Origin of the sequence: Ignavigranum ruoffiae (assembly GCF_023195815.2) — a bacterium.
GTDB classification, from domain to species: Bacteria; Bacillota; Bacilli; order Lactobacillales; family Aerococcaceae; genus Ignavigranum; species Ignavigranum ruoffiae.
Genome location: NZ_CP096206.2, coordinates 732,349 through 757,316, shown reverse-complemented (window position 1 = coordinate 757,316; position 24,968 = coordinate 732,349). Strand labels below are relative to the sequence as shown.

Genomic DNA, 24,968 nt, shown 5'->3' with positions numbered 1-24,968 from the left:
AAGCCAATCAATTGATCGGCTTAAGGTGATTCATCCTTACTCATTAATCTGCTTAATCTCTTTGATTTGGCCTTGTTCATTGGCCTTAAATTCAATCATTTGACCCTCTTTCATAAATGGGAGTTCTCGACTCAGATGGATATCTGCTTGATAAATGTCTCCATCAATCATGAAATAATAAACACTATTGCCATCCACTACGACAGCTTGAATGTTCTCAACTTGGCCTTGAATATCTTTCAGAACTTCCTCATTAGAAACCTCGGTAACATTGACGTTATTATCTGCTTGATACGCGGTTAATAATTGTTCTACAGAAGATTCTACATATACTTTTTGATAGTTTTGCGCATCCACCAAGGCATATTTACGAATCAAGCCTGAATTATCTTTCAAGGTCAATACATACATCGCTCGTCCGTCCAGATTGACTAGCAAGGGGAAAGTGGCTTGATACTCTGTCTCCTGAACACTCCCTTCTGCTGAACGCATGGCCGAGAATTCTTCTGCTGCATCTAAGGTATAAATCTTGCTCTCCTTGGTACGCAAATTCACTAAGACAAAACCAATATTAGAATCATCAGCAGCCACTGAAGTCAAGCCTGTATATAGATATAAATCATCTTTCAACGGAATATAATTATAACCTTCGGTGGGTTCGGTGACACCCGCTTTAGCAAATAATGAGTTAAAGAAGCCCCCCTGATAGAGGCCGCGCATACTGATTTGATGAAGCATAATATCAGCACTATATACACGGTCAATCCAACTTGGAGTGTCTTTCAGATTATATTTCTTCGTTTCGCCGGTCATCGCATTCACCAAGATTACCCCATCAGCTTCCGGCTCACGTAGAATGAAGTTTCGCCGATAAGTTGTCGCAATATAATACGGTTGTCCTTGGTCATCTACCTCAAAAGAAGGCCGTGAAAAGATGGAAAAAGGATAATTAAATCGCAAATGTCGCATAATATTCCGATTAAATTTATCTGCATTAGAATACTTAATCGGTTGGTCTGGCGTCATCACAGTAACATCGCCCGTGACTGTATCGACTTGCAAATAATGAGGAATTCCCGCTTGGAAATTATTTAGCCATTTAAAGAAACCGGCATATTTTAAAGGGGTGACACGCACCGGTTGACTCTTAATATTAATCTGAGTATAGTCATCGGCTACTTCAAATTGAGAGACCAATTTTGACAAGGAACCTAATTTACGACTCCCCAGGCGCATGGCTGTATCCCGATCAATCAGTGGCACCTGACTTAAATCAGTGGGTGGGAAATCCTCGGCAAAATTGGCTTCTTGAATCTTAATCATATTGGCATATTTATCAGCAATAAAGATGGGTGACGTTGCCAAATAGATTACTAAGCCAAGAAGGGCTATCAACGGCCACGGATACAAAAGACACTTGTATTTCAGACTGAGCCCTTTAAAATTCAGAGTTGAATGATCCGCAGACGATTTTATAAATTCACCACCATCATGTAAAAGTTCAATAACTACAATACCCGCAATACCGATGAATAAAAAAATCCAAAATTCTAAAACCGCATAATTTAAGGCCGGCAACTTGATATAGAAATAAAGGAACATAATCAGCGCCCAAACAATATATAAGTAACGAATATTCTTCGGTCCTTGTTTACGCCAATGGGCTTGCCAACGCTTGAATTTCTGCTGAAATCTTAATTTCGCTTCAACACTATCTGTTACATCTTTCATTTCTTATCCCTCACTCTCCAATCGTATGGAACCGCTTAAAGATATCACGCATAGGTATATATAAGACAGGAACGAGAATGGCCGTGACACAAGCCGTAAATAGACTCGCTGGCATGCCGGTCGCTGCTACCGCCAAAGCCGTAGACCAAGTCGCCTTTAATAAGAGTTGTTGAATCACAAATTTGACAAAAATCACCACTACCTTAACCAAGGCACCCACAATTCCCAAAATTATAATATTTTTCAGATCATCTTGTTTATGCATCCAGCTGGCATAAATCCAGTAAACCATCGCAATCACGATCAAATTTTCTAATACGGTAAAGCCGGCGACAGCGATATAGCCATTAAGTGCATCGAAAAGAAACAAGCCGATACAAGCCGCTAAACTGCCCCGCTTAAGCCCCATTAAGAGGACGGCCAATATTACCAGAGCATTCCCGGGATGGACAAAACTATTAGAAATTTCGGAAGGCATCGGTATACGAATATAGGTGATGGCCACAATGATTAAAGCAGCATAGATGCCAATTTGAATGGTTTTAAATAATTGATTAGACTTCAAAGTAATTCCCCCTCTTCAATATATCGTATTGTCTTAGGATAAGTATACTGTCAAAATTCTAGGCTGGTCAGCAAGTTTCTTGCTGCCTTTTTAATTGATCAAAATGATCAAAGATTTCGCCAATCTGGTTCTCAAAAGCAATCCCTTCTTGAGGCGGTTTGTCTTGACTTAGAGTGCTTGAGAGAATCTTTTCAATTAATTGAGCAATCCAAGTTAAACTTTGCTGAATCGAATCATTGTATAAAGCAGAAGCAGCTAACAAACTCACTGTTAAGTCGCCTGTCCCAAAGAAATTGAAATCAAAATAACGATGACTCATATAGTTGCCTGTCTGGTTCTTTGCCGAATAATGATAGAAACCAATCTGATCAGCCTCAAATTGCACGCCCGTTATAATCACATCTTTAATCTGCCCTTCGCCTAATTTAGTCGCGATTTCTAAGACTTCACTTTGAGAGAATTGATTTTTGTATGGGGTTCCTGTGAGTAAACAAGCTTCGGTTAAGTTTGGTGTCAGAATATCAATCATCGGGAATAAATCATGATAGGCTTTCAAATAGGATTCATCAAAACCAGAATAAAAATGACCATGATCTGCCATAATCGGATCGACAATTAATTTGGCCGGGTGGCCTTGCTTTAGTTCTCGTTGGTAGAAAGCTTGAACCTCCTGCAATTGGCTGGGATCAGCACAATAGCCGAGTAAAATTCCATCAAAATGAACTTGATTATCTTGCCAATGGCTAAAAAAGTCAGCAAAACTAGTGTCCAAATCATGTTCAATCGGTGGACTATAATACGATCCTGTCTGGCTGGATAATATTTTGGTCGGCAGGATGGCCGTTTCGAGCTGGCTAGCCACCAAGACGGGAACGTTCACGTTAGCCGCCACCTTGCCCGCTCCTGGAACGTCATTAACTACTAAAATTCTCTGATTCAAACAAATCCTCCTCGCACCATAAAAAATCTACATATCAAATAGCTTTAACCCATTTATGGCTTTCGTTTGATAATAAAACTAAATAGTATCTTTATATAAACAAGCTTGATCGAAAAAAATAAGACCCAACTAGGATGCATCGTCAAGCTAACTTATCAGTATGACCATGCCCAGGGATCTAAGATTTAATACAGTTTCGTTGGCAAATTTCTCTTAAAGACTGGATATGGTCCTATTTACCAAGAAATTTAGCAGAAGCTACACCGACTTAACCCACGATACCTTTACTGGTATCGACCGGTGTCATGATGTGTTCTAAAATTCCTGAAATTTTCTCTAAATCGACATTGCCCCCAGAAACTAGAGCCACTGTATTTTTATTTTTGATCCATTTAGAGTCAATTTTACCACTTAGTAAGGCAGCTGTCGATAAAGCCCCTGCCCCTTCAGTTACCGTTTTAGCACGTTGCATTAACATACGCATGGCTTGTTCGATTTCCACTTCATTAACTAAGACAAATTCATCAACCAAATTCGATACAATCTCGAACGTCAGATTACCAGGGACTTTAACATCACAACCGTCAGCCAATGTCGAATTGGTTCGGTGCGGAGTAATTTGACCTTCTGCAACCGACTTAGCCATGCCGTGGACATTTTCCGCTTGAACCCCAATTAAATGAATCCCCGGGTTGAAAGATTTTAAAGCAATGGCGATTCCAGAAATTAAGCCACCGCCACCGACTGGAACAATAACAGTATCCACATTCCAAAGCTCATCTAAAATTTCTAAACCAATCGTACCTTGTCCGGCAATAATGTAAGGATCGTCATAGGGATGGACAATGGTCAGATTTTTTTCGGCCGCCAATTTTTCCATATATAAGCGCGAATCGTTAAAGTTATCTCCTTCAAGGATGACCTTGGCTCCATAACCCTTGGTAGCCGCTTGTTTAGTTAAGGCAGCCTGTAGTGGCATAATCACCGTCGCATCAATCCCTAACTGTTGACAAGATAAAGCCACTCCTTGGGCATGATTTCCCGCAGAGACGGCAATAATTCCTCGATTTTTCTGTTCTGAACTCAAATGATTTATTTTATTATTAGCTCCCCGAAATTTAAATGAACCAGTATATTGCATATTTTCTAATTTCAGGAATACATTACCTTCAGCCACGCTTTGGCTTAGAAAAGTAGAGCGAATTAGGGGTGTCTTACGTATATATGGTCTGATAATTGCCTTGGCTTCTTCAATATCTTTCAAGCTGCAAATATCCTGGATATTACGTAACTCGTTATAAACTAACATCACTTATTCCTCATTTCAACAAAAGATTTTGACAAAAACGCCCAATATAAGCGCTATCAAAATTCATTATATACTCTTATCGAGGCGCTTGCTAGGAGAATCCACTACTTCTAATCAGATTTATAAGCGTGTCTCATCTTCATAGTAAAGATTCATAACATTCTTATTTATCTAAGGATCAATGAAATAAGCTAACTTCCTTGAAAAATATAAAAGCCCGAATCCACATTCTTGGCAAAAAGAAATTTTGCCAAGAAATGAACTCGAACCCTTTTCTATAGTATCCGTCATTCATGGTTAATGTGTACTGATTACAATAATGATTTAAGGTCAGTATAAGGGAATTGACTCGTTTCAGCGACCCCTTCATGAGTTAAATAACCTTGATAAATATTCACCCCTAAGGCCACGGTCTCACTGTTTTGAATCGCTTGTTCAAGTCCCTGATTGGCAATCATGGTGACAAAACGAGCCGAAGCATTGGTTAAAGCCTGTGAGGCGGTTTGTGGCACAGCGCCTGGGACATTCGCTACCGTATAATGAATCACATCGTGCACCTTGTAAATTGGATCAGATAGTGTGGTTGGATGGGTCGAGGTCTCGATATTCCCTCCTTGGTCAATGGCAATATCGATAATCACTGATCCTGGTTCCATAGTTTTAACCATATCTTCACTCACTAGAACCGGAGCCCGGCGACCTGCTACTAGGACACAACCAATGACTAAATCCGCTTCAGCTACGGCTTCCGCAATATACACGGGTGAAGAAACTAAAGTTTGAACGCGATTATTAAATATATTCTCTAATTCAGCCAAACGCTGGGTATTGATGTCAAAAATTTTGACTTCTGCTCCCATCCCCAAGGCAATTTTAGCGGCACTTTCGCCAACATTCCCTCCACCAATTACAACAACCTTACCTCGAGCTACTCCAGGAACCCCGGCTAATAACTTCCCTTTTCCACCATTCTGCTGTTCTAGATAAAAAGCCCCTGCTTGAATCGCGAAACGACCAGCGATCTCTGACATAGGCTGAAGTAATGGCAACTTACCATTCTCAACCATCGTTTCATAGGCAATGCCGATGACCTTATGTTCAATCATCGCTTCAACCAAAGGCTCATTGGCTGCTAAATGCAAGTAAGTCAAAATGATTAAGCCAGGACGGAAATATTTGTATTCACTTTCAAGCGGCTCTTTTACTTTGACAATCATCTCAGCTTCTTGCCAAACTTGGTCCACCGGACAAATTTCAGCCCCAAAATCAATATAATCTTGATCAGGAAACCCTGAGCCCACACCGGCCCCGGCTTGAATTAAGACCCGATGTCCAGCATCTACTAAAGGTTGGACGTTCGCTGGGACTAAACCGACACGTTTTTCATTATCTTTGATTTCTTCAGGTACTCCAATAATCATTAGTTTTGCCTCTTTCCATTCTCATTGTTTTATAATTTAGCTATTATTATGCTATCATACAAAACCGATCAAATCGAGTCATTTCTGCTGAAATATTTTCACTATTTTAATTTTTTGCAGTATAAATTTTATAGTGCAACCATTATCGACTAAGTTTCTCAAGTTCAGGCCAATCACAAGGAGTGTAAGTCATATGAACATCCGAGCAACTCACAAAACTTAGCGACGTGTCACTTAGAAAGTGTCTAGTGGATTGAGTCCGGAAAAGCAAAACTTTAAAGAACGGTCACTCGCCAATTACACAGATTTATTTATCTTTTATTTGGGAGCTATTATTTTTTGAAAGTAACCAGCAAGGTCCACTTGCATAAATATCTATTGTAATTAACCAACTTTATTACTATCTCCATGACCAATCTCTCAGCTCAAAACAAAAAACCTAGGCAACATGCCTAGGTTTAATCATCAAATGTAAATAGAGTTTTTGAACTTCTAACTCTTTAATCAACTTCACTGAGTCTTTGGTTTAAATTGCTGAAGAACCTCACCATTCCGATTTAGGAATGTCTACATATATTGTTTCAAAATTTCTGATAAACGATTTTTATCGTGGAAGCCCACTAATTTTTCAACAACTTGACCGTCTTTTTTAACGATTAAAGTCGGAATTGACATAATCCCAAAAGAACGAGCTACTTCTGTCTGTTCATCGACATTCATTTTGAAAAATTCCACTTGGCCATCCAATTCTTGAGCCAATTCATCGACTACAGGGGATTGCATCCGACAAGGACCACACCAAGGAGCCCAAAAGTCAACCAGTACAACACCTTCTGCTGTTTTATTTTCAAAATCTTTATCTGTAATATCTAATACCATTTTATTTCTCTCCTCTCAAAGTGAAGTTATCTTAACACATTGCTTCTTAACTGTCATCGAATTTGCTTCTATTTAAAATATACCACAGTTGCTCCACTTCCTCCAGCATTGGCCGGAGCATATTCAAAACGGTCAACTTGGGGATGACGTTTGAGTAAATCTTGGATACCTTGTCGCAGCGCTCCAGTCCCTTTCCCATGGACAATAGTTACCATCGGATGGTGGGATAAGAGTGCCTGGTCTAAATATTTCTTAGTATTCTCCATCGCTGCATCAAATCGTTGGCCTCTTAAATCCAATTGTGTTTGAACCTTACTGCCAGCCTGTCGTTGAACATTGACTGTCACTTTAGGTTCAATTTTATTGAGTGGTTGCAATTCATCGGCAGGAATTTTCATTTTTAGAATACCCATTTGAACCACATACTCTTTATGGTCCAAGACTTCAATAATCGTTCCTCGCTGACCATATGAAAGTACTTCGACATCATCGCCAACCTTCAGCTTCTTAGCCCGCTTGGCCTTCTTCAAGACCCGATTTTTCTTTAAGAGTTCGGGTTGTTTTAATTGGTCAAAACGTCCTTTCTTATCAATGAGGACATGTTCTTTGATTGTCTTATCCTGACCTTGCTCTAATTGAAGATCACGAATTTCTTGAATAATCTTCTCAGCTTCAGCCTTCTTCTCTTCAACTTGAGCATTCGCTTGGCGCTTCGTCTTCTCTATGAGCTCATTTTTTTGATTCATGAACCGTTGATATTCTGTCATTAAATCAGCATGAATCTTCTCGGCTTCAGCCAAAATTTGTTGACTTTGATGATGATCTTGTTCGGCCAGACGATGTTCTCGTTCTAGCTGAGAAATCATCTCGTTAACCGATTGATCAGCTTGGGAGATTCCCGATTGAGCATATTGCAGGATCGAAGCAGGTAGACCCAGCCGTTTGGAAATCTCTAGGGCATTAGACCGTCCGGGAATACCGATTAACAAGCGATAAGTAGGCGATAAACTATCACTATCAAATTCCATACTAGCATTTACTGTATCTGCTGCTTGATGGGCATAAACTTTTAATTCTGGATAGTGAGTCGTCGCCATCACCATGACCCGATGTTGCCGTAAATGATCCAAGATGGCCATCGCTAAACTAGCCCCCTCTTGCGGATCGGTCCCTGAACCTAGTTCATCGAAGAGGACCAGTGAATCTGCGGTCATTTGTTCGAGAATCGACACAATATTGGTCATATGACCCGAGAATGTAGACAAACTTTGTTCAATCGATTGTTCATCACCAATATCCGCAAAAATTTGGTCAAACAAAGCTAATTGGCTCCCAGAATCACAGGGAATATGTAAACCTACTTGGCCCATCATCTGAATTAAGCCAAGTGTCTTGAGTAAGATTGTTTTCCCACCGGTATTCGGCCCTGTAATAATTAAAGCCCGATAATGTTGACCCAGAATAATATCATTAGCCACAATCTTATCCTCAGCAATTAAGGGATGACGAGCCTGCCACAAGGCGACATGCTGTTCCTTTGAAAAAATAGGTCGCACACCCTTTATCTCACGAGCATAAAAAGCGCGAGCCTGAATGAAATCTAATTGACCCAAACAAGTTTGATTATCCCTAATATCTTGGGAATAAGGCATCAAGGCTTGAGTATTTTCTTCAAGAATGCGTTCAATTTCTTTACGCTCAGCACTTTGCAAATCGGTCAATTGGTTATTTAATTGAACGACGGCTTGGGGTTCAATATATAAAGTCTGACCCGTAGAAGATTGGTCATGGATCGTGCCACCAAACTGATTACGATATTCGGCCTTAACAGGAACCACATAACGATTATTTCGAATGGTAATCAAAGCATCCGACAGATAATTAGCCTTGGACTTGAGTAATTGATTCAGCTGTTGGCGAATCTGACTTTCTAACTGATTTTGGCGACGCCGGATTCGAGCTAACTCACTGGAAGCTGTGGATAATATATTCCCCGACTCATCCACAATTAGATTAATTTGTTGCAACAATTTAGGCTGTAGAATCAATTGATCCGCCCAGAATTGCAAGGCTTCGATCATAACTTCTTCAGCAGCTAATTGCTTAAAGAAATTGCCTAAGTCGAGAACCGTTTTTAACAATCTCCCAATCTGAGCAAATTCTGGACCATTTAAGCTCGCACCGAGTTCTAAACGCTTCAAAGCAGCAGTTAGGTTATCAATTCGCCCAATCGGCATCGATTTGTCTTGCAGAATTAAATCTAAAGCTTCCGCTGTTTCGGCCTGCCATTGTTCCAGTTGGTTTACATCATCAGACATCTTCATTGCGCTAATATGCTCTTTGCCCATAGGCGTTTGTGCATATTGACTCACTTTCTCTTGAATCCGAGCGAATTCTAAAGTCTGGTATATTTTTGGGGTGTTCAATGTCTACTCCTTTCTTATTATTTAATAAATCCCATTAGCTAAATGGGTTTGCATTCAGCCAAGCATTGGCCGCCAAATCCGATAAGATTGGCGTCTGGGAAACAATCCAATATAATAAAGGATTATTCACAAATTGTTGTTGAATCCATTCAATGGGCAATAAAGATAAGACAAATAAGAGTAAAAATACCATGATATAAGTAATTAATAAATTGACAATACCACCAGCAATCCCGTTGGCCGAATCGAGTAAGTTATAATATTGCACCCGACTGAAGAAGACGGAAACAATTCGAGTCACAATATAGCCAATGACTAAAATGAAAATAAATGAAACCACCCGATAGAAGGCATCATTAATCAGGAAGCTAGTTGCTTCATTATATAAGGTAAATTCGGTATCTGGCTGAATCGCTGGAAAAGGAATCAACATTTCGGCCCATTTTGAAATGGCCTCATAATAACGACTGGCCACAAAAAAACTGATTAAATAACCCAGCAAGCGAATTAACTGCATGGCCAGGCCTTGACGGTAACCTTGATAGAAACCAAGTAATAAAATAATTAAAACAATAATTGTAAACATACTTCCACCTCAAAACGAACTATCCATGATGAAAAGGAATCGTTCGATCAAATTTCTGACTTTCTTTCGTCGGATTTGGTTCATGTCCTACAGAATTCATATCACTATATTCGGCTAAGGCATGTTCCAATTCCATTATTTTTTGTTCTTTAATAAGCTGATCAGACACTGCATTCACTGCCATTAATAAAGCCTTATCTTGAGAAGATAAACGACGATCTAATTGACTCAGTTGCTTTAATTGGGAATTTACAATTTCTACGACGGCTTCAATGTGCTGAGCTGACTGGCGACCAATAATCGTATAATCGCGACCTTCAATCGTCACTTTCACTCTTCGTTTACTTTGCATGCGACATTCCCTTTCACTATATTATATACTCCGATGGTATAGATGCTTAATTCATATTTTAACATTTATCATTGATTAAGTATAATAGATAATAAGTGAAGATGAAAGGAATTTTCTATGAATACAGTGACACTAACTTTAACTGCTCAGCAAATTCAAACGCTTAAAGCCTTATACCCTCAGGCAAAAATTAGCGCCGTTCCCTATGCTCATTATCGCTTGCAAATACCTCAACTTACGATTACTGCCTATCATTCTGGTAAGGTCGTATTTCAAGGAAAGCTCGCCCAAGACCATGCTAATCCTTGGCAAAGCAAGTCCTCCACCTGGCAAAGTCCTAGTAAAGAAAAAAATAAACCTCGGAAAAGTTCAATCCACTCTACCAGTGTATTGATGGGTTCGGATGAGGTAGGTAATGGATCCTATTTCGGTGCCCTAACAGTGGCTGCGGTGTTCTTAACAGCTGATCAGATTAAATATGCTCAGACTTTAGGTATTAAAGATTCAAAACACTTGAACGATCAGCAGATAATTAAACTGAGTCAGATTATCCGGTCTGAATTCAAACATAGCCTACGGGTTTGTAATCCTAGCGAATATAATCGATTAATTGGGCCCTATAATGCAGTCAGTCTTAAGGTCCACCTTCACAACCAAGTCCTCTTAGACCTATTGAACAAGCTCAATCCTAAAGAAAAGTCGCTTCTCCAAGGCATCCTGATTGATCAATTTACCTCTCCGGCTAATTACTATAAATATTTAAATAAAGAAGAGACCCCGCTGAAGCAAGGTCTCCACTTTAAAGTTAGATCAGAATCAATTCATCTATCTGTCGCCAGTGCCTCGATCCTTGCTCGAGCCGCTTTCTTGCAATCCTTACAGGATTTGGGGCAAGCTTATCACACTAAACTGCCTTCCGGTGCGGGTCTACAAGTTGACAATTTTGGCCGACAATTGGTCGCTCAATGGGGCCCTGAAGTTCTAAAAAATACCGCAAAGTTACATTTCAAAAACACACAAAAAATCTTAAATCCTAATACTCGCTAACCGATAAATCGAGAAAGACAAATGATCGGGTGGGATCGACACTCTCCACCTGCCATCTTGAATGGTAGACCACTTGTTCAGTAACTGGATCGAAGACTTCTAATTGATATTCTGTCGCTGAGATTTGTTGTGCTAAATAAATCTTGCCCGCAGCTAAACATACTGATTGATAATCCTCACCAAATTCTTTTATTTTTTCTAATTTTTTATTTTTCAAGTTAAAGCTGGAAAGAATTCCTTTACCCATCGCTGGCATTTGACCTTGCCAAGACAGGGATTCTTGAGGAATTTCTGCTGACTCGTATAGATAAACATGGCCTTCGTGGACCCAATAATGTTTAGTCGATTGATCGATAAATCCTTCGTCGGGTAAATCGACTTCTTTTTCCCCTTGATAATTATATAACTCGTAATTGGGCTGGATTGAATGATAACTAACTGTTTCTGGATTCGTTGATCCATCCTGATAGGCCGAAAGAACCATATATTCCGGATAAATGCCCATCATCGGCCGACTATACTCTAGGTAAAGATTCTGTTGAGGTCGAGAAATTTCTGCGACTTTACTGACTTCCCCGGCTTCGACATCTAAGGTCAATAGCAGCCAATCGCCGGCTGCTTGATATATCCCTGCATTATCCGGTGCTATTCTTTCTATTAATATATTGATCACTTGTTCATGACGGACAAATCCGAGAAATTTATAGTCGTAGTCTCCAGGTTCGAGCGAGTATGCTTTATCGGTAAAGCTCTGGGAAGCTTGGTCGAAGATGGCATAATTGAAAGTCTGCTCGACATTCAACCAATAAGCTAAATGAAGGGGAATCCAGATTTCTTTACCTTTATTCTCAGCCACTTTTGTTAAAGAATCTTGTTTGCTCCGTTTATTCGGAGCGATTTTTTTGAGTTTTTTCTCCCAGACATAGCGGTCGAGTTTCATAATCATTGGATTATCGACTGCTTGTTCAACCCGTCCCTGGTCGATAACAAAATCCAATTCAATGGCATCTTTGTCTTCGGTTGGCTTTTCCTCGAGGACGGAAGTCCGTAACAGTACCTGATCCAGCAAGCTAGAATCGCCACTTGCTTCAATTTGCTTGAATTTCACCGGAACATGATAAGGCATCATTAAGATAATAAAACCAAGACTAGCCAAAATGATTAAACTGAGGGTATATCCTTGACGTTTCATAAGCGCCTCCTTATATGCTGATAACTCGTTGACTGATAAAGGACATCCATAAGCCTTGCAAGAGATTGATAAATAAGAGTTGCCAAATCAGCCAGACGAAAGTTTCCCGATCCGTTAAATGAAATACAACTGAATCCAACCAAATCGCAAAAACGATTAATAAAATGGAAAGAATCAAATAAATCCCTGTCAGGCTGATACTTCGTTTCATTGATTGTTGTTTCAGACTATTAAATAAAATTTGAAGATTACTAGAAATCAAAATAACTAGTGAGATGAGTAAAGCGATAAAGGCAAATCCCTTCAAATTTAAAGGAATCAGTACATTTAAGGGGGTCAGATTTAAGAGTTCTAATCGCCATCCCATACTGATGTAGTTATCAAACAGCGCTTGACAAAGTTGATCCACAATGATGAAAACCAACCATTGAATCACAATCATCGTTAAGGACATTAACATGCTGGCGGACCATTTAGCCCAGGAAATGGCTAAACGAGAACCTGGCAGGCTCAATAATCGATAGATAAATCGCCCCTGTAAATGCCACTCACGAAACCAAATATAATGAACATATAGAATGGTAACCGCTAAACCGACGGCCACAATCATCCAAAAAAGATTGTTCTCAGCAAATAGATTTTCTAAACCAAAATCTTTCTGAGGCTGAAATACTCCTTGAAATTTGATCATGCGGACAAAACTTAGCCCCTCAGCGATTAATAAAATCATCACAAAACTCACGAAGAAATGTTTACTCCGATTCATTTCATCTACAAAAAGATTCCAAAATTTCTTCATTTAATACACCTCCCGCATCACATCAAGAATAGATTGCCCTTGTTCTTCTCGGCGCTCCTCTGCTTTGAAATTCTCAACGATTTCTCCATCTTTAAGAATTACCACATTATCAATTAAACTTTCAATTTCATTCACTTCATGCGTTGAAATTAAGACCCCCCGCTGTTCCATCAAATTTGAGGTGAAGACTTGAAGAATTTGTTCGCGGGCTAAAGCATCGATCCCAGAAAAGGGTTCATCCATGATTAAATAATCGGTATCGAGGGTCAAACCTAATAAAAGATTCATCTTAGCTACATTCCCTTTGGAAAGACTGCCAATCTTGTCTTCTCGCTTCAAACGAAAGAATTCTAATAATTCACTAGCCCGACGTGGATTATATGTGGAATAGTAGCGTTGCATCATCGCCAAACTTTCTTGGACGGTCATCGAATTTAAGACAATAATTTGATCGGGCACATAGGATAAGCGATCCAAACTATCCGGGCAAATCACTTTCCCATCGATGGTAATGTCCCCACTCTGCCAAGGTAATAAACGCATGATTAAATTCATCAGGGTCGTCTTGCCTGAGCCATTTAACCCCACTAAGCAGGTAATTTCACCCCGAGGGATTTCAAAAGAAATATTATTGAGCACTTGCTTTTTGGCATAAGCATAACTTACTTGATTAATCTTGATCATCTACTGACTCACTCCATTCTGCTTTATTCAAATATTCAATCGCTTCTTGACGTGAAATGTGCATGGCACGAATTTCCTTAACAAACTGACTGACTGCTTGGCCGACCATTTCCTCCCGTAACTGGGCCAACCTTTCTGGGTCCGTGGTTAACTGACTTGGAACATTAGCTTGAGTGACGATCAATGCCTGCTCTTCCATTTCTTTAAAAGCTTTTTGAACGGTATTGGGATTAATCTTGAGTTGTTGAGCAATCTCTCGCCGAGAAGGAAGTGACGCTCCAGGTTGGTAGGCTCCACGAACAAAAGCTAGTTTAAATTGGTGGATCAGTTGTTGATAGATTGGTATCTGCGCATCAAATTTCATAGGCACCCTCCTCTTTTGTATTACCTATGTAATACATCTCACTTGTATTATACAATTAATACAGATAAAATCAATCACAAAATAAAATTTAACAGAATTTCCTCACCCGTAGCATAAAAATATAGATCAAATATACAAATACAATACGCAAAGAGACCCTCAGTAAAATCACAGATGACTATCCATCCATGATTGTACCAACGGTCTCAATTAGCTAAGCTATTCATGCATCTATTCAATTAGAAATATAAATGGTGCCCATAGCTGATCATCATCATTTAGATTAACACTTTAGTCTATCCACTGAACGGAATAGCTCATTTAACACTCGCTTGTCTTAACGAATTTCTAAGCCATCAATCGTGACTAACGCTTGATAAATCTTGTCCATAGCCAAATTAATCTCTTCATCACGAATCGTAGCCTCTGGATTTTGAAAGGTCAGATGATAAGCTAATGATTGCTTATCCGCATCAATTTGTTCGCCAATATATTGGTCAAATAACTCGACCTCTTTTAAATAACTTCCACCATGGCTTTCGAGTAACTTAACAATTCGACCATGTTGAACGTTTTGTGGTAGGACCATAGCAATGTCTCGTGTGCTGGCCGGATATTTGGCTAAGGCCAGTGTTTTCTTCATGGTCCGTTCCGTCTTTTGGATTGCTTCCAAATCTACTTCCATGAAATAGGTCGCTTTGGCTAAATCGTATTGATCACAAATATTAGGATGAACCCGACCCATAAAGCCGATTCCTTGCCCATCCAACAAGATACTGGCCGTTTGACCTGGATGCATGACCGGAATTTGGTCGGATGGCACAAATTCAATTCGTTCAAGAAGATTAAATTGAGCAAAATAGGTTTCAACCATACCTTTTAAAACATAAAAATCATAAGTATTTTCAGAACCATACCAAGTTTTAGCTTGTTCCTGACCGGAAACCATGATGGCTAAACGTTCTTGCTCTAACGGTTGTTGGTGACGGCCTTGATGAATAAAGACCCGTCCCATCTCATAAATAGCAATATCTTTGGCTTGTCGAGCTAGATTATATTGAGTGACTTCAAGCAAAGCAGGAAACATACTTTGTCTTAAGGTTGTTCGATCCGAACTCATTGGCAAGGCCAAATGAACAAGTGGTTGAGCTACGGGTTGATATAGCTTGGCCTTGTCCTCGGAGGTTAAGATATAAGAAATGACTTGATTTAGTCCGAATCCCTCCAGAATATCCTGACTTCTGCGATTAAATTTCTGATTGGTGGTTAAGGCTCCCGGTTGCCCCTTGCTAGCCGGTAGACGGGAAGGAATCCGATCATAACCATATATTCGAGCAATTTCTTCGAAAATATCAGCATCGATATGTAAGTCTCCTCGCCGACTTGGAATCCGAACCGTAAAATCAGCTTCTCCATAACTCACTTCAAAATGAAGGCGATCGAAAATTTCTTTCAAGGCTTCACGACTTAGATCAATGCCAATTTTTCTAATAATATCCTGATAAGGAATAGTAACTTGATGTTCTGTTTGATCGATATGTTCAAGCTGGCTGACTGATTGAACTGGGTTGGCTTCGGCATACTGACCAATCAGCTGACCCGCTAATTGACTGGCAACTAGGACCCGATTAGGATCCAAACCTTTCTCATTTCGTAGACTGGCTTGTGAACGTAGATGATATTTATTAGCCGTTCTACGAATTGGCGTCGCCATAAACATGGCCGATTCTAAGAGAATTTCACGTGTTGACTCCGTTACTTCCGTATCAAAACCGCCCATTACCCCTGCTAGGCCGATTGCTTGGTTATTTGAACTAATTACGATATCTTGATCAGTAAGTTGCCGAGCTTCACCATCTAACGTCTTTAGCTGTTCATCTGGCTTGGCCAGACGTACGGTAATATCTTTGCCTGGCAATTTCTCATAATCATAAGCATGCAAGGGTTGCCCCAGCAATAACATGACATAATTGGTCAGATCGACAATATTATTTAGCGGCCGTATCCCCATTTTCATCAAGCGAATTTGAATCTTCAAAGGACTTTCCTTAACGGTCACATCAGAAATATGTCTTAGCGAGAAAATTGGCGCTAGGTTCGAATCTGCCAGCTTAATCACTGTCTCTTGCAATGGTTTTTCTTCGGTTTCAGGGAGACCTTGCTGCATGGCAGACAAATTAACGTCTTGTTTCAAAATAGCTGCCACTTCATAAATTAAACCATGCATGCTTAAAGCATCGGCTCGATTGGGGGTCAGATCTAATTCTAAGATCGGATCATCTAAAGCAAATAATTCAACGATGTCTTGACCTACTTCAGCTTCTTCGGGAAGCAGATAAATTCCTTGAGCATATTTCTTAGGCACTACGCTATCGGCAAAACCTAACTCTTGTAGGGAACAAATCATCCCTTGGGAAGCAACTCCTCTTAATTCTGTGGATTGAATCTTAATGCCGCCAGGTAGCTTAGCGCCAGGTACAGCGACGATGACTTTCTGACCTTGACCAATATTAGGTGCTCCACAGACTATCTGCAAAGGCTTTGATTGACCAACATCTACTTGTGTAATCTTTAAGTGATCACTGTCGGGATGGGGTTGACAATCTAATACCAAGCCAACTTTCAATTGATCTAGACTATCGCCATAATTGTGAATTGACTCAATTTCAATCCCTGTACGTGACATTTGTTCAGCTAATTCTACTGCTGACACACCGGTTAAATCTAAATATTCTGCTAACCATTCTAAAGATAAGTTCATTAATAAGCGCCTCCCTTATACTGTTGAAGAAAACGAATATCATTTTGATAGAAGTGGCGAATATCATCAATATTATTTCTTAACATAGCCACCCGTTCAATCCCCAAACCAAATGCAAATCCAGAATAAATACTTGGATCTATGCCTGACATCCGTAAGACATTGGGAAGTACCAAGCCGGCACCGAGGATCTCAATCCAACCACTCTTTTTACACATAGCACAGCCTTGACCATGACACTTGAAACAAGTCACGTCAACTTCTACAGAAGGCTCAGTAAAGGGGAAATAAGAAGGACGTAGGCGGATTTCAGTATCCTCGCCAAACATTTGTTTTGAAAAGGCTAGTAAGGTACCAGATAAATCAGCCATAGTAATTCCTTGATCGACCACTAAGCCTTCAATTTGTTGGAATTGATGAGAATGCGTCGCATCATCATCATCGCGTCGAAATACCTTACCTGGAGAAATCATCTTCAATGGTCCTTTAGAGAAATCATGAATTTCTAAAGTCCGTGCTTGAACTGGCGATGTATGGGTCCTTAACAAGACTTCTTCATCAATATAAAATGTATCCTGCATATCGCGAGCTGGATGATCTTTAGGCAAATTCATACGTTCGAAGTTATAAGCATCTAATTCGACTTCTGGCCCTTCGATGACTTGATAACCCATACCTAAGAAGAAATCCTCAATTTCTTGTCGCGTTTGGGTCAAGATATGACGAGTGCCATATTTTCTACGTTTACCTGGTAGAGTAACATCGATAGCTTCTCTGGCTAAGGCTTGAGCCATTTCTTCAGCCTGAATGGCTGCACTGGCTTCGGCAAAGGCTTGATTGAAATCCTTTTGGAAATGAGAAATCGCTTGGCCGAGTTGCGGTTTTTCCTCAGCAGACAGCTGTCCCATTTGTCGGGTAAATTGATTTAAACTTCCTTTCTTACCCGTATATTTCACCCGAATCTGTTTTAACGCATCACTTGAATCTGCTTGCTCAATGTCGTTTAAGGCTTGTTTTAGTAACTCTTCCATCGCATGAATTAACTCGTTAATCTCTTTCATCACAATCATCTCCTTGAATAAAATAAAAAAAAGCCCATCCCCCGAAAGGGACGCGCTACCGTGGTACCACCCTTATTTTTAAATCTTTATTACCTAAAAATTCAAACTCTTAAATCTTTAACCGGGATAACGGGATCCTTTTCAACAGATGTCTTAACAGATCAGCTCGGAAATTGAAGGTTGATAACGACTTACTGATCTAGTTTCAGTCATGCTAAATCTCCCTGTGCTTAGCGTTTCAACGGATTTCGTCAAGGCCTTTATTACCTATAGTATAGCGAGATTTAGCTCATGGGTCAATCAGTTATTTATTTCAAGGAATTAGAAAACCGAAAAGCTGGTTTAATTAATGATCGATAAGTATCCGCAGCTTGCCGCCATTCATTCACGAAGACGGAAAGATAACCATGATACAATTCACTAATCGCAGCTTCTTTATCCATTAAGGTGACAACCCAGCTTTCAGCATAACGTGGTAAATCTAAGGTCGCCCCAAACATATGTTTCAAAATAATATCTTGTTCCATATCTGATAATTCTACCAACTTGATCGCATTGGCCAAAGCAATCCGTGGATGCTCATAATTGTGCCCTTTACCACCTACGGTTGATTTCTCATGACTTTCATAGAAAAATAAATCATGCAACAAGCCTGCTCGAGCAATCGACCGTCGATTTAAACCTAGACGTCGCGCCCAACGAAATGAGCGATAAGATACTGAAATTGAATGAGCCAACCGATTGGTAAAACGATGATGGACATACTTCTCTAGACCTTTAACTTCTTCTAGATTCATGATTTCTTCTACAATGGACATATATTCACGATCTGCTTGCCAATTTAAAGTCATCAACAATCCTCCAATACACTATTTCTCAATACCACAGCTATTATAGAGAACCAATGTAAATTATTCATGAAGGATTGGTTAATTTATTGTAAAAATTGTGTAAATCTGCCAATCCTGCGTACGTTAACCAAAAAAAGTCCCCATGAAGTAGCTTGAAATCAATGTTAGCAAGCTACTTAAGAGGGAGCTTTTAATTTAAAATAGCAAGATTTATGAACCTCAATGCGGTCATTTTGCTATGGATACATAAATATTTTTGAACTTTATTTTTCAATAAAAATTTTCTTTTGACTGAATCTGATGGACATCGAACAATCTCTTTACCCTAATTAGGCTTCAGTATCAGGCAAAGAATAAAACATTAAAATGCTGGCTGCCACTGCTGCATTCAAAGATTCAGCTTGACCCGGCATCGGGATATGGACAAGCCCATCACTTAAGGCTTGGATTTCTGGCGAAACTCCCTGACCTTCATTGCCAATCACATAAGCTAGGTCTTGATCTCGAGATATTTGCCGATAATCTAGCGATGTCTGATCAAGTGCTGAACTATAAACCTTAATCGCTGCGGCTTGTAATTTTGGGATTAAATCAGCTAAAGGATAGCTAATACAAGGAAGATGCCAGAGAGAACCCTGGGTCGCCCGAATAACCTTGTCATTATAGATGTCCACCGTTTGCGGACTCATAAAAACCGCTGAATAATTCGCAGCATCCGCAGTTCGAATCATGGTTCCTAAATTTCCTGGATCTTGGATATTATCTAAAATTAGGAAGCGACTCCCTTGATTGATTAAAGTTTCAAGATTCACAGAATCATGGTTATTTTTAATTACTGCAAAAATGCCCTGGTTTTGTTCCGTCTGACTGATTTCTTTAGCAATCTCTGGACTAATTTCAATAGCTGGACAACGATCTTGCCAGCTCGGCTCAAGAAAATTAGGGTCGGTGACCATCAACGTTTGCAACTGACAACCCGCTTGGATGGCTTCTTCTACCAAATGAAATCCTTCAATCAAATAAGTCTGGGTCTGTTTACGACCTTTTGCGGTATGCAATTTTTTCCATTGTTTGACTTGAGGATTCTGCTTGGATTGGATGACTTTCATGCTATCTTGTAAGTTCATAAATCGCTTCAGCATAAATAGCCGTTGCTCTTAACAAGTCTTTAACCGCGAGGAATTCATTAGCCTGATGCATGGTGTCGATCGAATCAGGGAATAGGGCTCCGTAGGCAACACCGCGAGGCATTAGACGACCATAAGTGCCGCCACCAATCGTTTGTTCATGAGCTGGTAAGCCGGTTTGGCGATGATATACGTCTAGTAAAGTGGCTACAAGCGGATCATCCGCTGGCACATAGTGAGGTTCTTTATGGGCACCCATTTCAAAACTTAATGCCGTATATTCCGTCAATTGATTTTTCATTTGTGCTAGCATATTTTCTGGATCTGTACCTTCAGGGAAGCGGAAATTCACATTCATTGATACGCCATCATCCAGGTTGAAATTAACAATGCCGACATTCATTGAAACATCGCCCATTACCGGATGATGGTGGGCTACGCCCACTTTGCTCGCATCAAAGCCTTCAAATAATTCTTGACTTAATAATTGAATCATTTGTTGGGCATCTAGACGCGTCCAAGCATAGTCAGCTAAGAACTTGGCCAAATGAGTCGCTGCGTTGATCCCTTTTTCTGGAGTAGATCCATGTGCGGATTTTCCAACTAAGGTTAAATCAGCGATTTGATCTTTGATATCTATTTGACCCTTAAATTGATGCTGCTCAAGGTAATGATTAAAGGCATTCGCCAAAGTCTCTGCAGATAAGTTAGCATCAACTAGTTTAACTTGAGCTTGGGCCGATTCAGGCACCATGTTCGGTCTTAAACCAGCTTGCCAATTGACTAATTCTAGTTGGCCAGATTGTTCTTCAGTATTTTTAGAAGAGAATAGAGCCGAAACATTTCCTTTCTCTCCATTGATAATTGGGAAATCAGCATCGGGTGAGAATCCTAAGTCTGGCATTTCAGCATGTTTAAAGTAATAATCCATACATTGCCAGCCACTTTCTTCATCAGTTCCAACGATTAGGTGAATGCGTTTATTAAATTCAACCCCGAGTTCACGTAGCAATTTCAAAGCGAAATAGGCGGCAACGGTTGGCCCCTTGTCATCACTTGAACCACGAGCATAGATTCGTTCATCTTTGATTACCGGATCGAAGGGATCAGTTTGCCAGCCCGAACCTGCAGGAACAACATCCAAATGTCCTAATATTCCGACTAACTCATCTCCCTGACCAAGTTCGATGCGTCCGGCCCAAGGTCCAAATTTTTGGGTCGTAAATCCATCTTCCTCAGCCATCTGCATAAATTCATTCAAGGCTTTCAAAGGTCCTGGTCCCACAGGAGCTTCTTCACTCGCTAAAGCATCATCTCGAACTGATTCAATCTTTAATAATCGAAACAGATCGGCTAATAAATCCTCTTTTCTCGCAGTCACTTCGTCTAACCAATGAATTTTTTCCATTTTCCCACTCCTTTTATTCTATTAAGCCAAAAGGCTTTAATTGTTGCATTTCTTCAGGCTTTAAAGGACGATACTGTCCTAAAGCTAAGTTGGGGTCTAAGACTATCGGGCCCATTTGAATCCGTTGCAAAGTCAGAACTTGATGATCAAAGGCTGAAAACATACGCTTGACTTGATGGAATTTCCCTTCATAGATTTCAACTTCAATATATGTCCGATCTTGTGCCGGATCATAATTGATCATCGATAGCTGTGCCGGCAAAGTGATAAAATCGCCTAAGTCAATCCCATCTGCAAAGGCTGTGATGACATTCGCTTCAACCCGGCCTTGGACCCAAGCTCGATAGACTTTACCAATCTCTTGCTTGGGCGATAATAATTGATGGGCTAATTGACCATGATTGGTTAATAACAATAAACCCGTGGTATCCCGGTCTAAACGGCCGACCGGAAATAGGTCGACATGACCATAATCTGCAGCGACCCAGTCAATGACGGTTTCAAAATAATGGTCCTCAGTCGCTGAAACAATTCCTGAAGGTTTATTCAGCATCAGATAATAATATTGCTGATAGTGAACAGGCTGCCCTTCACAGGTAATCTCAACCAATTTCGGATCTAAGTGGAAAGCCGGATCTTTAATGACCTCTTGGTCTATTTCTACTTTACCTGCTTGAATCATCTTCTTGACTTGTCGCCGTGTTCCTAAACCTGCATGGGCAAGCACCTTATCTAATCTCATAGTTTTATCCTAATCTTTTCTTGTAAGGCTTGGTAACGATCACCAATCAGAATGGATAGCATCCCCTGAACGGCCAGCAAGACGAGATAGATAAAGACAGCGATAATGACTACCATCATGACCTTGGAGAAGGTTAGCAGACGTCCCACAGGTCCAAATAAAAGATTGAAGACCCGATTCCACATCAAGGCAGCAACACCCATCAACATGGCCGGTACCAATATCTTGATGAAGTCTAAGGTTAACTGATAAGTGTTAAATTTCAGAACTCGGTTGAGTTTGATCCACATCAATAAGCTAGAAATGGCCAAAGCAAACATGGTTGATAGTAAAGCACCATGAGCTTGGAAGAAGACTACCAATGGATATTGCAAGAGAATCTTAACAATAATTCCGACGACTAAGAAACGAACTGCTAAGCGTCTAAAGTTCATCGATTGTAGAATCGTCGATAAGACCGTATATAACCCTAGAATAATCGCCGTAAAAGAACCGGTAATTAAGAGTGCTGGCCCCATTTCACTACCTAAGGGGTAGAATAATTGATAAATATTATCTGAAATGGCCATTAAACCAATCGCAGATGGAATCATCACCATAAAGAATACAGAAAGAATATGTTGGACCATTTTGGCCGTTTCTTGATATTTCTTCTGAGCGAAGACCCCAGTTAAGGAAGGAACAAAGGCTGATGAGAGCGCAATTGATAAGGAAATAATAATCATGATCAGCTTATCGACGTCCAAACTCATGACGCCATATAACTCATCGATTTCGGTAAGCAATAGAATTGAGCTCTTTTCTAGAATTTTACCGAAACTATAGGTATCAATTAATTGCATAATGATAATGCCTGATCCCAAAATGATAAACGGAATGGAATCAAAGGTCATAATTTTTAGACTATCCTTAAAATCGACAGTAATCTTATCTTCGGATTGTTCTAGCAATTGCTTAATATCAGGCAAACGACGAAGATAAATAATTACTAAATAGACCAAGGATACAAGCGCACCAATAAAGGCAGCAAAGGTTGACTGTACCACCGCTGGCGTCACCTCGCCCTTCATCACGACCATAATCGCGTAAGTTGCCACTAACATATAAATGACCCGGGCAAATTGTTCAAGTAATTGAGAGACCGCCGAAGGTTTCATGTCATTAAAGCCTTGGAAATACCCTCTAAACAGACTCATTATCGGTAGAATAAGCAAGGCTGGGACTAAAGATCTTAAAACCAAGACTGCCCCTTCTTTATTAACATTAGGTGACATTTCAGCCAAGAAAGGTGCTAGGATAAATAAGATTAAGCCAGAAATTAATCCCGTGGCCAGCATAATCATTAAACTATGCTTGAAGAGTCGATCAGCCACGCGATATTCACGTTTTGCATGATACAAGGCCATTTGTTTGGCAATTGCCGAAGGAAATCCAGCCGTACCAATCGCTAAGAATAAAGAATAAGGCTTATATCCGGCACTATAAAGGGTATTGGCTTGCTTCCAACCTTCGCCAAACCAAGTCGCCCAAGGAATCACATATAAGGCCCCTATCACCCTGGAAATTACGTAACCGACCGATAGCCAGGCCGCCCCTGAAACAAAATTATCTTTTTTAATCAGTTTATCACTACGATCAATCTCATCTTTCTCTTCATGAATCTGTTGTTCAATCGTAATATCTGCTTCAGCAGTCACATCACTCAAGACCGTATCCGTCAAAATCGGTTCTTGGAATTCAGCGGTTGCTGATAATACTTCTTCTTCAAGGTTATTCTGGTTTTGGTCAGCAGATAAGCTTGGTTCTTCAGTCTGTTCTTCTTCCGGTTCAGTCGCCACAATCGCTTGTTCTTCTTCGCTACTTTCAGCAGAGATATTCGGCGTCGAAGGCGTCGGTTCAATCTCAATCGGATCTACTCGCTCAAACGACTCGTTTTCGTTATCAGCAAGTTCAGAACGATCCATATTTTCTCGGTCACGAACATAATAGACCGTTTGATCTTTTTCAAGTTCTTGAGTGGCTATGCGATTCTTATCCTGGATTTCAGCTTGATCATTCTGCTTCATGGATTCAGCTGATGATGGCTGATCCAGTCCAGTTGCATCTTGCCGGAAGTTTTTAATTTTCATTTTTGCTTGGGCAATAGAATCTAGAAAGCTTTTCTTCTTTTCTTTCCGTTGGACGATTTGTTCACTTGAAGCTTGTAAGTGATTAATCGAACGACGTAAAGCTTGAAATATTCCAGGCGAAGATTCTGCATCGCTTGGTGATCCTTCAATCGCGGAAGCTTGACTTTCATTCAGATCAGCGTTTTGTTCAAACTCCTCATTGGAATTATCTGCAACAGGGGTCTCTTCCTTCTCTGCTTCTTCTGGAAACTGATTGTAGGATTGGATCGGTTCTAATTTATTTAGATCGTAGTATTCCTCATAATTCTTTTGAAAAAGATCACTTAATAAGTTACTTTTTCGATGAACACGACTTTGTTCTTGTCGTTGTCGAATTAAATCATCTTTAATTGAATGATAGCGGAATTCATTCTCTGAAGCTTTTTGTTTAGCCGCTTGTAAATCATGAAGCTCTTGATAAGTGAAATAATCATCATCTAAAGGTTGCTTGTTCTTTTGTCGATAGGATACCTGACTTAACTCCTCATTGGCATCCATATCATGGTCTTGATTTAGTTTATTATTCAGATCATTGTCATTTAAAGGACTCTTCAA

At 40.0% G+C, this 24,968-nt stretch carries 21 protein-coding genes; 1 reads left to right on the top strand and 20 read right to left on the bottom strand.

The genetic code is table 11. The features are described from left to right. Positions 1–36 precede the first annotated feature (36 nt). The 9 genes from M0R79_RS03705 to M0R79_RS03665 form a co-directional block, all read right to left on the bottom strand. The gene (locus M0R79_RS03705; protein WP_092570226.1) at positions 37–1,731 is read right to left on the bottom strand and encodes a hypothetical protein; all 1,695 of its coding nucleotides are present in this window, start codon (positions 1,729–1,731) and stop codon (positions 37–39) included. Positions 1,732–1,741: 10 nt separating this feature from the next. Beyond that, a complete protein-coding gene (locus M0R79_RS03700) occupies positions 1,742–2,296 on the bottom strand; it encodes an ECF transporter S component (RefSeq protein WP_092570227.1) in 555 nt (184 codons plus the stop codon). 67 nt (positions 2,297–2,363) lie between these two features. Continuing rightward, positions 2,364–3,236 carry a pyridoxamine kinase gene (locus tag M0R79_RS03695; RefSeq protein WP_159428815.1) on the bottom strand — a complete coding sequence of 291 codons (873 nt, stop codon included), beginning with the start codon at positions 3,234–3,236 and terminating at the stop codon, positions 2,364–2,366. A 268-nt stretch (positions 3,237–3,504) separates the two neighbouring features. Beyond that, positions 3,505–4,545 (bottom strand): bifunctional threonine ammonia-lyase/L-serine ammonia-lyase TdcB, encoded by a 1,041-nt coding sequence (tdcB, locus tag M0R79_RS03690; RefSeq protein WP_248416382.1) that lies wholly within the window; start codon positions 4,543–4,545, stop codon positions 3,505–3,507. A gap of 311 nt (positions 4,546–4,856) precedes the next feature. Continuing rightward, positions 4,857–5,966 (bottom strand): alanine dehydrogenase, encoded by a 1,110-nt coding sequence (gene ald, locus M0R79_RS03685; RefSeq protein WP_092570233.1) that lies wholly within the window; start codon positions 5,964–5,966, stop codon positions 4,857–4,859. A gap of 567 nt (positions 5,967–6,533) precedes the next feature. Then, positions 6,534–6,845: a thioredoxin gene (trxA, locus tag M0R79_RS03680; RefSeq protein WP_092570235.1), complete on the bottom strand. Its 312-nt coding sequence runs from the start codon at positions 6,843–6,845 to the stop codon at positions 6,534–6,536. Between the two features lie 68 nt (positions 6,846–6,913). Continuing rightward, entirely contained in the window at positions 6,914–9,271 is a 2,358-nt protein-coding gene (locus M0R79_RS03675; RefSeq protein WP_248416384.1) for an endonuclease MutS2, read from the bottom strand. 34 nt (positions 9,272–9,305) lie between these two features. After that, a complete protein-coding gene (locus M0R79_RS03670) occupies positions 9,306–9,857 on the bottom strand; it encodes a CvpA family protein (RefSeq protein WP_092570239.1) in 552 nt (183 codons plus the stop codon). 19 nt (positions 9,858–9,876) lie between these two features. After that, the gene (locus M0R79_RS03665; protein WP_092570241.1) at positions 9,877–10,209 is read right to left on the bottom strand and encodes a cell division protein ZapA; all 333 of its coding nucleotides are present in this window, start codon (positions 10,207–10,209) and stop codon (positions 9,877–9,879) included. 117 nt (positions 10,210–10,326) lie between these two features. Between M0R79_RS03665 and rnhC the strand changes: the two genes are divergently transcribed. Then, positions 10,327–11,256, top strand: a complete 930-nt coding sequence (rnhC, locus tag M0R79_RS03660) for a ribonuclease HIII (protein ID WP_248416386.1) — start codon at positions 10,327–10,329, stop codon at positions 11,254–11,256. On the opposite strand, the gene M0R79_RS03655 is transcribed toward rnhC, so the two are convergent. The 11 genes from M0R79_RS03655 to M0R79_RS03605 all read right to left on the bottom strand — a co-directional run bounded on the left by M0R79_RS03655 (position 11,243) and on the right by M0R79_RS03605 (position 24,968). Beyond that, positions 11,243–12,448: a hypothetical protein gene (locus tag M0R79_RS03655; protein ID WP_248416388.1), complete on the bottom strand. Its 1,206-nt coding sequence runs from the start codon at positions 12,446–12,448 to the stop codon at positions 11,243–11,245. The two genes, rnhC and M0R79_RS03655, sit on opposite strands and share 14 nt — an antisense overlap. 10 nt (positions 12,449–12,458) lie before the next feature. Next, on the bottom strand, positions 12,459–13,247 hold the full coding sequence (locus M0R79_RS03650) for a hypothetical protein (protein WP_092570247.1): 789 nt from the start codon (positions 13,245–13,247) through the stop codon (positions 12,459–12,461). Beyond that, a complete protein-coding gene (locus tag M0R79_RS03645) occupies positions 13,248–13,931 on the bottom strand; it encodes an ABC transporter ATP-binding protein (RefSeq protein ID WP_248416389.1) in 684 nt (227 codons plus the stop codon). Then, positions 13,918–14,295: a GntR family transcriptional regulator gene (locus M0R79_RS03640; protein ID WP_092570251.1), complete on the bottom strand. Its 378-nt coding sequence runs from the start codon at positions 14,293–14,295 to the stop codon at positions 13,918–13,920. The genes M0R79_RS03645 and M0R79_RS03640 overlap by 14 nt, the downstream gene beginning before the upstream one ends. A 337-nt stretch (positions 14,296–14,632) precedes the next feature. Beyond that, on the bottom strand, positions 14,633–17,056 hold the full coding sequence (gene pheT, locus M0R79_RS03635; protein ID WP_248416391.1) for a phenylalanine--tRNA ligase subunit beta: 2,424 nt from the start codon (positions 17,054–17,056) through the stop codon (positions 14,633–14,635). Continuing rightward, positions 17,056–18,126, bottom strand: a complete 1,071-nt coding sequence (gene pheS / locus M0R79_RS03630; protein ID WP_375163569.1) for a phenylalanine--tRNA ligase subunit alpha — start codon at positions 18,124–18,126, stop codon at positions 17,056–17,058. Before pheS ends, pheT begins: the two co-directional genes overlap by 1 nt. Positions 18,127–18,425: 299 nt before the next feature. Continuing rightward, on the bottom strand, positions 18,426–18,968 hold the full coding sequence (locus M0R79_RS03625; protein WP_143440715.1) for an HD domain-containing protein: 543 nt from the start codon (positions 18,966–18,968) through the stop codon (positions 18,426–18,428). Positions 18,969–19,297: 329 nt separating this feature from the next. Then, positions 19,298–20,095 (bottom strand): TrmH family RNA methyltransferase, encoded by a 798-nt coding sequence (locus M0R79_RS03620; protein WP_248416393.1) that lies wholly within the window; start codon positions 20,093–20,095, stop codon positions 19,298–19,300. After that, positions 20,079–21,503, bottom strand: a complete 1,425-nt coding sequence (gene pepV, locus M0R79_RS03615; protein ID WP_248416394.1) for a dipeptidase PepV — start codon at positions 21,501–21,503, stop codon at positions 20,079–20,081. Before pepV ends, M0R79_RS03620 begins: the two co-directional genes overlap by 17 nt. Positions 21,504–21,516: 13 nt before the next feature. Continuing rightward, positions 21,517–22,245: a pseudouridine synthase gene (locus M0R79_RS03610; protein ID WP_248416396.1), complete on the bottom strand. Its 729-nt coding sequence runs from the start codon at positions 22,243–22,245 to the stop codon at positions 21,517–21,519. Further along, on the bottom strand, positions 22,242–24,968 hold the full coding sequence (locus M0R79_RS03605; protein ID WP_248416398.1) for a putative polysaccharide biosynthesis protein: 2,727 nt from the start codon (positions 24,966–24,968) through the stop codon (positions 22,242–22,244). The genes M0R79_RS03610 and M0R79_RS03605 overlap by 4 nt, the downstream gene beginning before the upstream one ends.